This window comes from Roseovarius sp. THAF27 (assembly GCF_009363655.1).
GTDB lineage: Bacteria > Pseudomonadota > Alphaproteobacteria > Rhodobacterales > Rhodobacteraceae > Roseovarius.
In genome coordinates this window covers 3,428,865-3,441,791 of sequence record NZ_CP045393.1, presented here as the reverse complement: position 1 = coordinate 3,441,791, position 12,927 = coordinate 3,428,865, and the positions used below count along the sequence as shown (strand labels likewise).

Below are 12,927 nucleotides of genomic sequence, written 5' to 3'. Positions count from 1 at the left end.
CCGATGTCCAGACTTCACTACGACCTCGCCGCCTTCGCCCTCTTCGCCATCATCATCGTCTTCGGTGTGCCGGCGCTGATGGGCTATGACGGGTTCGAGCTCAACACCTTCGCGCGCTACCTAGCCCTTGCCACCGTGTCGATGGCGCTGGCGCTGTCCTGGGGGACCGCGGGGCTTCTCAACCTCGGGCAGGCCGCAACATTTGGCATGGGGGCCTACGCGATGGCCATGCACCTGAAACTCCGCGCGAGCGATGGGTTGCCGGACTTTATGGGCTGGAACAACGTGCCCGCGCTGCCGCTCATCTGGGTGCCGTTCGAATCGCTGGCCTTCACCCTCCTCGCGGGGCTTCTGATCCCGGCCTTCATCGGCGGGCTGATCGCGATCTTCATGTTCCGCGCGCGCATCGCGGGTGTGTTCGTGGCGATCATCACGCTCGCCTTCCTCGTGGCATTTCAGCTTCTCGTCATCAACCAGCAGGGGCTGACCGGCGGGCAGAACGGCCTCACGGGGCTGGCGCAGTTCACGATCATGGGCTGGCGCGTCGATCCCTACAGCACTGTGTTCTACTACCTCGTCGCAGGCTGCCTGACGGTGGCGCTCGCGATCGGCGTCTACCTCACCCACAGCAAGTTCGGCCTCGTGCTGCGCGCCATCCGCGAGGACGCGGACCGCACCCGGTTCTTCGGCTACAACGTCGCCACCTACCAGACGGCCGTGTTCTGCATCTCCGCGGCGCTCGCGGGTTGGGCGGGCATGCTCTACACGATGGTTCTCGAATTCGCGTCGCCCACCTACATGGGCGTTTCCTTCAGCCTCGCCATCGTCATCTGGTGTGCCGTGGGCGGACGCGAATCCGTCATCGCCGCGGCCATCGGAGCGATCATCGTCAACATGCTCGAAGGGCGGCTTTCGGACGTCTTCGTCGAAGGCTGGAACCTCATGCTCGGCGTAATCTTCGTGCTGGTGGTCATGTTCATGCCGCGCGGCATCTACGGGCTGCTCACCGGGATCGGCCAGCGGCTGACAACGCCGCGCCGCACCGCGCGCCGCGAGACCGGCACCGCGATCCCTGACGAGCAACTCGAACCCCAGCAGGAGACGTAACCATGGGCCAACTGCAAGTCACCGACCTGCTGGTCGACTTCGGCGGCCTGCGCGCCGTCGACAATCTGAGCTTCACCGTCAACGAAGGCGAAATCCTCTGCCTGCTCGGCCCAAACGGCGCGGGCAAGTCGACGACGCTCGACCTGATCTGCGGCAAGACGCAGCCGACCGGCGGGTCGATCCGGCTCGACGGCGCGGAAATCTCGCAGATGCTCGAGTTTCGCCGCGCGCGGCTTGGCATCGGGCGCAAGTTCCAGGTGCCGTCGGTTTACAAGGAGCTGACCGTGGCCGAGAACATGTCGGTCGCGCGATCGCACCGCCCCGGGCTTTGGAGCACGTTCACACGGATGGCGCTGTCGGACATGGGCGGCACCGGGGAAATCCTCGATCGCGTCGGGCTGTCGGAGAAGCGCGGCGAGATTGCCGGCAACCTGTCGCACGGCCAGACCCAGTGGCTCGAGATTGCGATGCTGATCGCGCAGGACAGCCGACTTATCCTGATGGACGAACCCACCGCCGGCATGACCGTGCAGGAGACCGAGCGCACCGCCGAGATCTTCCGGTCGCTGAGCGCCACGCACACGCTGATCGTGGTCGAACACGACATGTCCTTCGTGCGCACGGTCGCGGACCGCATCCTGGTGATGAACCAGGGCGCGCTGCTAGCCGAAGGCTCCATCGAGGAGATCGAGGCCAACCAGGCCGTCAAGACCGCCTACCTGGGACACTGATCATGGAACATCTGCAAGCAAGAGACCTCTATTCCTTCTACGGCAAGAGCCCGGTGATCCAGGGCGTGTCCTTCGACCTCGGGGCGGGTGAATTCCTCGCCGTTCTGGGGCGCAACGGGGTGGGCAAAACGACCCTCCTCAAATCTGTGATGGGGCTGACCGACCGCTGCGAGGGCGGGCTCGCCTTCGGAGATACCGATATCCTGAGCTACGCGACGCCGCTGCGAGCGCGGCTCGGCATCGGCTACATCCCGCAGGGGCGCGAGATCATCCCGCAATTCACCGTCCGCGAGAATATACTGATGGGAACCTTCGCGCGCACCGACGGCAAACGCGACATCCCCGAATACCTGTTCGAGATGTTCCCAATCCTCGACGAATTCATCAACCGCCGCGGCGGCGACCTCTCGGGCGGCCAGCAGCAGCAGCTCGCGATCGCGCGGGCGCTGGCGATGGATCCGAAGATCCTAATCCTCGATGAGCCGACCGAGGGCATCCAGCCCAACATCGTCAAGCAGATCGAGGAGGCGATCGTGCGGCTCAACCGCGAACGCGGCCTCGGCATCATCCTTGTCGAACAGAACGTCACCTTCGCACGCGCGGCGTCGGACCGCTTCATCGTGCTCGACAAGGGGCGCGTCGTTCTCGACGGCAAATCCGACGACCTTACCGAAGAGGCTGTCGAAAAACACCTGACCTTCTGACGGGTCAGGGCAAACCACCACCACACGGGATCAACAGGAAAGGACCGAACCCATGAGACACGGTGACATTTCAAGCAGCGACAACACGGTCGGCGTGGCTGTCGTGAACTACAAGATGCCGCGGCTGCACACAAAGGCCGAGGTGATCGAGAACGCCGAGAAGATCGCCGAGATGCTCGTCGGCATGAAGAAGGGCCTGCCGGGCATGGATCTCGTGATCTTCCCCGAATACAGCACCCACGGAATCATGTACGACGAAGACGAGATGATGGAGACCGCCGCCACCATTCCCGGCGACGAGACCGAAATCTTCGCGCGGGCCTGTCGCAAGGCCAATGTCTGGGGGGTGTTCTCGCTCACCGGGGAACGGCACGAGGAGCATCCCAAGAAGACGCCCTACAACACGCTCATCCTGATGAACAACAAGGGCGAGATTGTGCAGAAATACCGCAAGGTCCTGCCGTGGAACCCGATCGAGGGTTGGTATCCGGGCGATCAGACCTACGTGGCCGAGGGTCCGAAGGGCTTGAAGGTCAGTCTGATCATCTGCGATGACGGCAACTACCCCGAAATCTGGCGCGATTGCGCGATGAAGGGGGCAGAGCTGATCGTGCGCTGCCAGGGCTACATGTATCCCGCGAAGGATCAGCAGGTTATCATGTCGAAGGCGATGGCATGGGCCAACAACTGCTACGTGGCCGTGGCCAACGCGGCGGGGTTCGACGGGGTCTACAGCTATTTCGGCCACTCCGCGATCATCGGCTTCGACGGGCGCACGCTCGGGGAATGCGGCGAAGAGGACATGGGCATCCAGTATGCCCAGCTTTCGATCCCGGAAATCCGCGACGCGCGGGCCAACGACCAGTCGCAGAACCACCTCTTCAAGCTGCTACACCGGGGTTATACCGGCGTGCATGCCTCCGGCGACGGGGAGAACGGCGTGGCGGAATGCCCGTTCGAGTTCTACCGCAACTGGGTCAACGACGCTGAGAAGACGCGGCTGCATGTAGAATCCTTCACCCGTTCGACTGTGGGCGTGGCCTGTTGTCCCGTCGGCGGATTGCCGACTGGCGAGAAAGAGAAAGAGGCGGACTGATCCGCCACGACCCGGCGGTGCGGCCCGAACGAGCCGCTCCGCCAATCGTATTATTGTATGGAGTGAATATGCCTTTCCTGACTGATCGGTTGCATGACACACAAAGGCAAGAAAAGCTGGCGGCCGCCTTGGCGGACGAGAATGCACGTGTAACCGGGCGCCCAGTGAATAGGGTCAATCCCGGAAGAGGCCTGGCGTCGCGTTTCTCATTCGATACCGCCGACATCGAGGCCGAATTACGCGCATCGATCATCGGACAGGAAGAGCCGATCAGCCAGGTGCTGGAGATCCTCAAGGTGGTCCGCGCCGATATCGGTGATTCGCGCAAACCGCTGGCGTCCATCCTCTTTTGTGGGCCGACAGGTGTCGGCAAGACCGAGACCGTCCGCACCATCGCCCGAGCGATGTACGGGGATGCCGACGCGTTTTGCCGGATCGACATGAACACGCTTTCGCAGGAGCACTATGCGGCTGCCTTGACAGGGGCGCCGCCAGGCTATGTCGGCTCAAAGGAAGGCACCACGATCCTTGACCAAGAGAAGATCGAGGGCACCCGGAACCTTCCCGGGCTTGTGCTATTCGACGAGTTGGAAAAGGCAAGCAACGAAGTGGTTCTGGCGCTGATGAACGTGTTCGACAACGGCATTCTCACCGTAGCGTCGGGTGAGCGCACCTATTCGTTTAGAAACAGCCTGATCTTTATGTCGTCGAATCTTGGAGCCCGGGAACTGATGGCGCTCGACGAGGTGGGCGGGTTCAGCCCGCGCGCGCTATGGTCGCGGCTGCTTGCAGCGCACAAGCCGAGGAAAGAACGCGCGCATGATATTGTTATGCGCTGTCTACTGGATCGATTTCCGCCAGAACTTGTAAACCGGATCGATCATGTCGATACATTTAATTGGATCAGCAGCGACAAGATGCCGGAATTGGTGGACGTGGAACTGGCGCGGTTGAACCGACGCCTGAAAAAGCATGATCTCTGGCTTGAAATCTCGGAAGACGTCAAAGGTTTTATCGCAGCAAAAGGCTATGATAAGCGGTTTGGCGCTCGTGGACTTCGCAGGGCAATGCGGCGTTATCTTGAATTTCCACTGGCTGGATATTTGCTTGGCGACCATGGGGACTTTTCGCCCCCTGATGGAAGTGCCATTGTCAGACTCCAAGCCCAATGCCGGGATGAAACCGTTTCGTTTCGGCAGTTTTGAAAGGGATGTGATCTTTGGAGAGTTGGAAGGTCGGGCTGCTTTTCTCGGAGACAGGCGTTACTTCGATCATCGAGCGGTCGCAGCTCAATGGCGCATTGCTGGCTATCGACCAGATCAACGCGAGGGGCGGAATCCTCGGTCGGCCGATCGAACCTGTCCGGTATGACCCCTCATCGGTCGTTCGACGATACGGCGAACTGGCCGAGAAGCTGATCATTGATGACAAGATAGGCGTGATATTCGGCTGCTACATGTCATCTTCCCGCAAGGAGGTTCTTCCGGTCGTAGAACGCCGGAACGCACTCTTCTTCTATCCAACGCTTTACGAGGGCTTCGAATACTCCCCCAACATGATCTACGGCGGAGCTTGCCCGAACCAAAACAGCGTGCCTTTGGCGAATTACCTGATGAATGCCTATGGTAAACGGATTCACTTCGTTGGCTCTGACTATATTTACCCAAGGGAGTCCAACCGTGTTATGCGCAATGTTCTTCGCCAAGGAGGCGGGGAAGTGACCGGAGAGGTTTACTTCGATCTCGAGGCGAAAGCTGACGACTTTTCCGCGGTCGTTGACGATATCATGGCAGTGAAACCGGACGCAATCTTCTCCACTGTTGTCGGGCAGGCCTGTATAGAGTTTTATAAAGCCTACCATGCGGCCGGAGGCAATGGCAGAGAGTGCCCGATCGCCAGTCTCACCACCAATGAAGGAGAGATTGACGCGATAGGTTCACAAGCTTCGACCGGGCACATTACGGCCGCGCCATACTTCCGCTCGATCAATTCGCCGGCGAACCGCCGCTTTCTCAGGGCATACGAGGAAAAGTTCGGCTCGACGGTTGATGTCACAAGCTGTTGCGAGGCGACATACAGCCAAGTGCACATGTTCGCCCGTGCGCTTGAAGAAACGGGTGAGATCGACACGGAATGCCTGCGAGAAGCTCTCTTGGGGGCCAGCTTCGACGCGCCGCAAGGGCAGATCAAGATCGACCCCGACAACAACCACACCTACCTTCAGTCGCGGATTGCCAAAGTTGACGAGGCTGGCGAATTCGTCATTGAGACGAAGGTGCGCCGTGCCATCAAACCGGATCCCTACCTTGTCTATCCGGCCATCCACGACTGGAGTTTCCGAACGCTGAAGGTAGCTGGAGGTGGGCGACGGAATGAGTGATCCGATCCAGGATCTGAGGGACCTTCATGCGCTCGTCGTCCACCCTCGGGACCGTAGCGCAGACGAACTGATGCAGCAGGTCAACAGGATTGGATGCAATTTCGATCACATGTGGCCGGTGCCGAAGACGCTGCCGGAAAAATTCGACCTCGTTTTTGTGGATGTCACGGATCAGAGCGCGCAGAAGCTGAAGACTTTCATCGGCAACAATGCAAAGCCACCATCAGTCGTGGCGATCATTGGGTATGAGAACCCGTCGGTTCTTGATCTCATTTTCGAAATCGGTGCTCACTCGGTTCTGATGAAGCCGGTGCGAGCAGCCGGCGTGCTCAGCAGCATGCTCATGGCAAGGCGGTTTCAACAGGAACAACATCGCTTCAAGAAAGACCTCACAAAACTGCGTGAAAAGCTCGATAACGTGCAGAAGGTGAATGATGCCAAATTCATCCTTATGCGTCATCGCGGCATCACAGAGCGAGAGGCCTATGACCTAATCAGGAAGCAGGCTATGGCGAAGAGGACGACCACCACGGAAATCGCGCAATCGATTATCAACGCCGAGAGCATCCTCAGTAATATGGGAGACACATAACTATATTGAGCGGTTTTTGCATTATTCGCTCAAAAACAACCCACCGGTTCGAGCTCGCTTTCTCAGCAGCGCCATCGTCGAAGGTGGAAAAACTGTCGAATTAATCATTCTACGTACTCTCCCTTTAGCTGCATAGGAAAGATAAATGTCGGCGTGCTAGTTGATCATCTTACCGTGAAAACACTCTAGAAAAGTTTCAGACTTCGCGCGTTCTTCTTCCAACTGGCCAGTCTTTTGCTGGCTTCACCTGTAGACGCATTGGCAGCATGATCGACGATCAGCGCGAGGGTCGCGTTGATCCCTAACGTGGATTCGAGAAACATACCGGTATTGGACGGGCTGTAGAGACAGGCATCCGCAATCTCGGCGCTCCAGTGGCAAAACTCGTCGGAGACCACGATGAGCGAGCGCCCCTGCCGCTTGGCGATACGCGCCAGCGCCTGTCCCTCGTTTGCGTAGGGCACCACATCTAGCATTACGAGGCATTCGTGCTTTGTGGCGCTATTGTCGCTGTCGAGCCATTCACCCAGCATGCTGTCATGGGGCGATAGATATTGCACTTTGGGTCGGGCAATGGAAAGACGCCGGGCGAAATCCTCGGCCAGACCGCGCACTGATTGAAAGCCGGTCACATAGATCCGAGAGGCGGAGCCGACGATCCGCCGTGCCCTGTCCCAGTGTTCGTTGTCGGTTTGCTGAAAGACTGTACGCACCGCAGACAGTTCCGCTTCCATGATCTGCGACATTCTGCTGTCGATATCTGCGCTTGGACTGATCGAAGGGCCGCCGATCGTAAATTGCTCACGCAGAAGCTGCTTGAGGTGCTTGGTGCCGCCGTACCCCAGCCTCCGCATCAGCCGGCCCACTGTTATTTCGCTAACACCGGCCCTTTGGGCCAGGGACTTGCCCGTTTCGGGACCGATGGTTTGCACATTTAGCAAGATGAATTGCGCTACCTTTGCTTCCTGCTTGGGCAGTTTGGGAAGTTCTCTCTCCAGTTTTCCTACGAAATCTCCCAGAGGCCCCTGGGGAAACGACGCAAATCCGCTGCTCATGCCAACCTCCTAGAAATGACAGAATAATAACCTTTGACAGAAACGATACTATTAAAACACCATTGGCAAATCAAATCAAAGTCCGAACACAACGAACAACGACAGGGAATGAAAAATGATTGAACGAACAGCAATTCGTACCGCTGCGGTGTCGGTTGCAGCGCTTGCCACGACCACAGTGGCCCAAGCCGAGGGAGAGCTGAATCTCTACAACTGGGGAGACTACATCAATCCGGCCGTGCTCACCGCCTTTACGGAGGAAACCGGGATCGAGGTCAATCTCGATACCTACGGAAGCAACGAGGAGATGCTTGCTAAGATCCAGGCGGGCGCTTCGGGATACGACATCGTTTTTCCATCGGTGCACATGCATGACATTATGTATCAACTGGGCCTGCTGGCGAAGACCGATATTGGACAAAGCGAGAATTTCAGCAATATCGACCCGCAATTCATCCGTGCAGAGACCGATCCGAATGCGGAATATTGCTTGCCCTATGCCTGGGGCAACGTGGGCGTCGTCTATAATAAGACCAAAGTCGAGGAGATGAGCAGCTGGGCCGACCTGTTCGACCTTGCCGCCAGCGGTGAGAAGATCGTCCTGCTGGACGATCCGCGCGAGACCATTGGCATTGGTCACATCATGAACGGCACATCGGTGAATTCCACCGACGAGGCCGAGGTCGTGGCTGCCGCCGACGTCATCAAGGAGAACCTGGAAAACGTATCGGCCTTTTCCTACGACAGCATCCCGCTGGTAACCTCAGGTGATGTCGCCGCGGCGCATTGGTACGTAGGCGCCAACATCTTCGTGCAGCAGAATCCGGATGTACTAGCCTATTATATCCCGTCCGAGGGGGCGACGATGTACCAGGAAGACATGTGCGTTCTGAAGGATGCACCGAACGCAGACAATGCCAAGGCTTTCATGGAATTCTACCTGCGCCCCGAGATCGCGGCATTGAATGTCGAACAACAGATGAACGGCACGCCCAACATCCCGGCGCAAGAGTTGATCCCCGACGAAATAGCCGAGAACAAGTCGATCTACCCGGACGCCGAAACTCTGGAGAAACTTCAGATTTTCGTCGACCTAGGACAGGACCTGCGGCTTTACAATCGCGAGTGGACCGCGATCAAAACCGCCCAGTAAACACCTGTGACAAGTAGCGGGCGCGACGGCCGGCCGGTCGCGCCCCTTTAAGCGAGAATTAGCGGAGATGCCAAGCCGATGTCGCCAATTCTAAGCGTCAAGGACGCGACCAAGCGTTACAGCACACCCGAGGGCGGAACGATTACCGCTCTCGACGGCGTGTCTCTCGATGTGCAACAGAATGAGTTCGTGACCTTGCTGGGCCCGTCGGGGTGCGGCAAGACGACCCTGCTGCGCACGATCAGCGGTTTCGAGGATCTCGAAGGTGGCTCGATTGAAATTGACGGGACTCCGGTCACTCATCTGCCCCCGCACAGGCGACCGGTGAACACGGTCTTCCAGCGCTATGCGCTGTTTCCGCATCTAACGATTGCGCGCAACGTGGCCTACAGCCTCGAGGTGGCGGGCCTGAAGCGCGCCGAAATCGGGTCGCGCGTGGGCGAGATGCTGGAGCTTGTCGGCCTTGGTGGTTTCGGCGATCGGAAGATCAACCAGCTATCTGGCGGACAGCAGCAGCGCGTGGCATTGGCGCGATCTCTGGTGGCGCGGCCCAAGATATTGCTGCTGGACGAGCCGCTGTCGGCGCTGGACAAGAACCTGCGGCAAAAGATGCAGCAGGAGTTGAAGACCCTGCAGGAAGAGGTCGGCATTGCGTTCGTGTTTGTCACCCATGACCAAGAAGAGGCTCTGACCATGTCGGACAGGGTCGCTGTCTTGTCAGATGGCAAGATTCAGCAGTTCGGTACGCCCGAAGAGCTCTATCGCCGCCCGCGGAACGAATTTGTCGCGCGTTTTCTCGGAGCAGGAAATCTTCTTGGTGCGACCGTTTCCGAGCGCAAGGAAGCCGGTGCTATCGCGATACTAGAGTCGGGGCAAGTTGCGCATCTGCCTTCGACCGACGCCGCACGTGGCGAGAGGATCAAGCTTTTGATACGGCCCGAAGACGTCCGGATGGACAGCACCAGGGATGCAGGCGCCTTGCGGTTCGAGGGAACGGTCAGACAGGTGTTGTTCGTGGGAACTGACTACATCGTTCACGTCGAAACCGATGACGGCGTCGAGCTGAAAGCCACCTTGCGCCCCAGGGCGGAGGATCGCGGCGGTGTCACGGCACCGGGAGCACGCATCACGCTGTTCGTTCAGCATGAAGCGCTGCATCCGGTCACGTCTGCGAGAGTGGCATAATGGCACGGCGTGACACGAGCCAAGGCCGCAAGATGCTCTCGCTTCTAGGACTGCTTGCACCGCCCACGATCTTTCTTGGCGTGTTCTTCATCACGCCGCTGGCCATAATGGTGATTTATTCCTTCCTCGAGCCCGGTCTTTACGGCGGGGTGGTGTGGAATTTCTACGATCTCAACTATGGCAGGATCCTTGGCTGGGCCGACACGAGGTACGAGAAATTTGACCCAGTTTATCTGACGATCTTTCTACGCTCCGTCCGCTTGGCCTTGACAACTGTCCTCCTGTCATTGGTCATTTGCTATCCGGCTGCCTTCTGGATCAGCCGCATGCCTCAGGGCCGCAAGAACTTCTTCTTGTTCCTGATCACGCTGCCTTTCTTCGTCAGCCTGGTGGTCCGGCTGTTTGCCTGGGTGCTGATCCTGCGGCCGACTGGGTTCCTGAACCAAGCGCTCATGGAAATCGGAATGATTTCCGAGCCGCTGAATCTGATCTTTACCGATACCGCCGTGGTCATCGGCATGACCTATGTGTTCATACCCTTCATGTTCCTGCCGCTTTACGCCTCGATTGAGAAGCTGGATATGTCGCTGGTAGAGGCGTCGGCTGACCTTGGGGCAACGCGCCTTCAGACCTTCCGCCGGATCATTCTTCCGGTCACGCTGCCGGGCATTGTCGGCGGGTCGATCATTGTGTTCATCCCGTCGCTGGGCAACTTCATCGTGCCTTCGGTACTGGGCGGGGCAAAGGTGATGATGATCGGCAACCTTATCGAGCAGCAATTCCTGTCGGCGCGAAACTGGCCCTTCGGCTCGGCTCTCGGGATGATGGTGATGGCGGCGGTTCTGTTGTTGCTGATGATCTACGTGCGGATGATGACGCGCGAAGAGGAATATGCCACGGCTGCGAAAGTGAAGGAGAGCTGAGACATGAAAATTCGCAAGCTTCTGCGTTCCAGCATCCTGCCGATCTATGGCTACTTCTTCTTTGCTTTCGTCTATGCGCCGATCCTGCTGATCGTCGTGTTCTCGTTCAACTCCAACCCGGTCAACATGATGATCTGGGAGGATTTCACCTTTGACTGGTACAAGACGATCTTCGGCTTCACCTCCGCGGCCACGGAATCCGCGCTCTACCTCGATTCCACTGATCAGCTTTACGCGGCGGTGAAGAACAGCCTGGTCGTGGCGCTTGTCACCACCGCGGTCGCCACTGTCTTTGGTACTGCGCTCGCGCTGGCCATCGCGCGGTTCCGTTTCCGGTTCAAACCATTCTACCGGGCGCTGATGTTCATGCCGATGATCATGCCGGACATCCTGCTGGGTATTGCGCTGCTGATCTTCTTCGTCAGCGTCGGCATCGAGCTGTCGGTTTTTACGATCATCATTGGCCACTGCACCTTTCTGGTGTCCTATGTCTTCATAGTTGTTTCGGCCCGGATCGCCGATATGGACGAGGCCTTGGAAGAGGCCTCTGCCGATCTGGGAGCGAATTCCTGGGTGACGTTCCGGCGGGTGACTCTGCCGATGATCATGCCGGGGGTCGTGGGGGGCGCGCTTCTTGCCTTCATAATCTCGATGGACGACCTGGTGATCACCTATTTCATCGCTGGCGTGGACAGCCAGACATTGCCGGTCTTCATCTACGGGATGCTTAGAAGGGGCATCAAACCCGAGATTAACGCGATTGCGACGATCATGCTGCTATTCTCGCTGATCATCGCTTCCGTTGGGCTCTACATGAGAGCGAGAAAGGCCTGATATGACACGTGTGACGACCACGAAGCCACGGGCGCGCGATACGGGCTTGCCTTTCCTCGGGCAGACCGGACCAAATAATGCGATTACCGACGTTCCCGGTGTTTTGGTTGGCTACGAGACGCTTTGCTCGCATGCCGATCCGACGCTGCGTACCAGTGACATGCATGTTCAGACCGGGGTCACCGCTATCCTGCCGCGCGGCTTCGCAAAGGAGCCGCGCCCGGTTCTGGCTGGCCAGTTCACACTCAACGGAAACGGAGAAATGACAGGCAGCCACTGGATCCGGGACGGTGGCTATTTCGTCGGGCCGGTCATGCTGACCAACACCCACTCCGTCGGTGCCGTCCACGAAGGCGCGACACGCTGGATCGTGGAGCATTACGCGGAAGCCTGGGAGAACAATCACCTATGGGCGATGCCGGTCGTCGCCGAAACCTATGATGGCGTTCTGAATGACATCAACGGCTTTCACGTGCGGCCGGAACATGCCCTGAAGGCCATCGCGGCCGCTGATACCGGCTCGGTGAGCGAGGGCAACATCGGCGGCGGCGCCGGGATGATCTGCTACGAGTACAAGGGCGGCACCGGCACGTCGTCGCGTCGGATCGAGATTGACGGCGAAAATTACACGATGGGGGCGCTTGTTCAGGCGAACCATGGGCTGCGCCCCTGGCTGACCGTACTTGGAACGCCGGTTGGCGCTACGATGACCGAAGACCGGCTACCGGATTTCGAAGCCGAGCGCGGGTCGATCATCTGCGTCCTTGCGACCAATATACCCCTGTCCTCTAGCCAATTGGAGCGTTTGTCGCGTCGCGCATCGATCGGCATCAGCCGATCCGGCTCTCCCGGCGGGAACAACTCGGGCGACATTTTCATGTCTTTTAGCACGGCCAATGAACTGGAACTGCCGCAACTTTCCGGACCGTGGCGGTCGGTCAAACAACTCAATGACGAATTGCTGGACCCAGTCTATCTCGCCGCTGTACAGGCTATAGAAGAGGCCGTCCTGAATGCCATGTTCGCTGCTGAAGATACACCGACCACACGACCATCAGGCAAAATCTGCAAAGCCATCGACCATGCGCAACTTCTTGGCGCAATGCAAAGTGAAGGTGTTTATGATCCCAAAGCGAAATCTGTCGTCATAGAAGACTAGGATCTGAA

The 12,927-nt window shown here is 58.4% G+C and carries 13 protein-coding genes; 12 read left to right on the top strand and 1 reads right to left on the bottom strand.

Annotated features, from left to right (window positions below; all coding sequences use genetic code 11):
- The first annotated feature begins 3 nt into the window (after positions 1-3).
- From urtC to FIU89_RS17040, 7 genes are all read left to right on the top strand, one after another.
- Positions 4-1,107: an urea ABC transporter permease subunit UrtC gene (gene urtC, locus FIU89_RS17070; protein WP_152493696.1), complete on the top strand. Its 1,104-nt coding sequence runs from the start codon at positions 4-6 to the stop codon at positions 1,105-1,107.
- Between the two features lie 2 nt (positions 1,108-1,109).
- Positions 1,110-1,838, top strand: a complete 729-nt coding sequence (locus FIU89_RS17065; RefSeq protein ID WP_152493695.1) for an ABC transporter ATP-binding protein — start codon at positions 1,110-1,112, stop codon at positions 1,836-1,838.
- A 2-nt stretch (positions 1,839-1,840) separates the two neighbouring features.
- Positions 1,841-2,542, top strand: a complete 702-nt coding sequence (gene urtE, locus FIU89_RS17060) for an urea ABC transporter ATP-binding subunit UrtE (RefSeq protein ID WP_152493694.1) — start codon at positions 1,841-1,843, stop codon at positions 2,540-2,542.
- Positions 2,543-2,594: 52 nt separating this feature from the next.
- Positions 2,595-3,638: an aliphatic amidase gene (locus tag FIU89_RS17055; protein ID WP_152493693.1), complete on the top strand. Its 1,044-nt coding sequence runs from the start codon at positions 2,595-2,597 to the stop codon at positions 3,636-3,638.
- Between the two features lie 68 nt (positions 3,639-3,706).
- A complete protein-coding gene (locus FIU89_RS17050; RefSeq protein WP_152493692.1) occupies positions 3,707-4,843 on the top strand; it encodes an AAA family ATPase in 1,137 nt (378 codons plus the stop codon).
- Positions 4,844-4,857: 14 nt separating this feature from the next.
- Positions 4,858-6,018, top strand: coding sequence for a transporter substrate-binding domain-containing protein (locus FIU89_RS17045; protein WP_254701719.1), 1,161 nt, complete (start codon positions 4,858-4,860; stop codon positions 6,016-6,018).
- On the top strand, positions 6,011-6,610 hold the full coding sequence (locus tag FIU89_RS17040; protein WP_254701718.1) for an ANTAR domain-containing response regulator: 600 nt from the start codon (positions 6,011-6,013) through the stop codon (positions 6,608-6,610). Before FIU89_RS17045 ends, FIU89_RS17040 begins: the two co-directional genes overlap by 8 nt.
- Positions 6,611-6,795: 185 nt before the next feature.
- Here the strand turns inward: FIU89_RS17040 and FIU89_RS17035 are convergent, their stop codons facing one another.
- Positions 6,796-7,665 carry a MurR/RpiR family transcriptional regulator gene (locus FIU89_RS17035; protein WP_152493691.1) on the bottom strand — a complete coding sequence of 290 codons (870 nt, stop codon included), beginning with the start codon at positions 7,663-7,665 and terminating at the stop codon, positions 6,796-6,798.
- A 115-nt stretch (positions 7,666-7,780) separates the two neighbouring features.
- Between FIU89_RS17035 and FIU89_RS17030 the strand changes: the two genes are divergently transcribed.
- The 5 genes from FIU89_RS17030 to FIU89_RS17010 all read left to right on the top strand — a co-directional run bounded on the left by FIU89_RS17030 (position 7,781) and on the right by FIU89_RS17010 (position 12,919).
- Complete coding sequence (locus FIU89_RS17030) at positions 7,781-8,818, top strand: PotD/PotF family extracellular solute-binding protein (RefSeq protein WP_152493690.1); 1,038 nt, start codon at positions 7,781-7,783, stop codon at positions 8,816-8,818.
- A gap of 78 nt (positions 8,819-8,896) precedes the next feature.
- The gene (locus FIU89_RS17025) at positions 8,897-10,003 is read left to right on the top strand and encodes an ABC transporter ATP-binding protein (protein ID WP_152493689.1); all 1,107 of its coding nucleotides are present in this window, start codon (positions 8,897-8,899) and stop codon (positions 10,001-10,003) included.
- The gene (locus tag FIU89_RS17020) at positions 10,003-10,926 is read left to right on the top strand and encodes an ABC transporter permease (RefSeq protein ID WP_152493688.1); all 924 of its coding nucleotides are present in this window, start codon (positions 10,003-10,005) and stop codon (positions 10,924-10,926) included. The genes FIU89_RS17025 and FIU89_RS17020 overlap by 1 nt, the downstream gene beginning before the upstream one ends.
- Positions 10,927-10,929: 3 nt before the next feature.
- The gene (locus tag FIU89_RS17015; RefSeq protein ID WP_152493687.1) at positions 10,930-11,760 is read left to right on the top strand and encodes an ABC transporter permease; all 831 of its coding nucleotides are present in this window, start codon (positions 10,930-10,932) and stop codon (positions 11,758-11,760) included.
- 1 nt (position 11,761) lies between these two features.
- Entirely contained in the window at positions 11,762-12,919 is a 1,158-nt protein-coding gene (locus FIU89_RS17010) for a P1 family peptidase (protein WP_152493686.1), read from the top strand.
- The last annotated feature ends 8 nt before the right edge of the window (positions 12,920-12,927 follow it).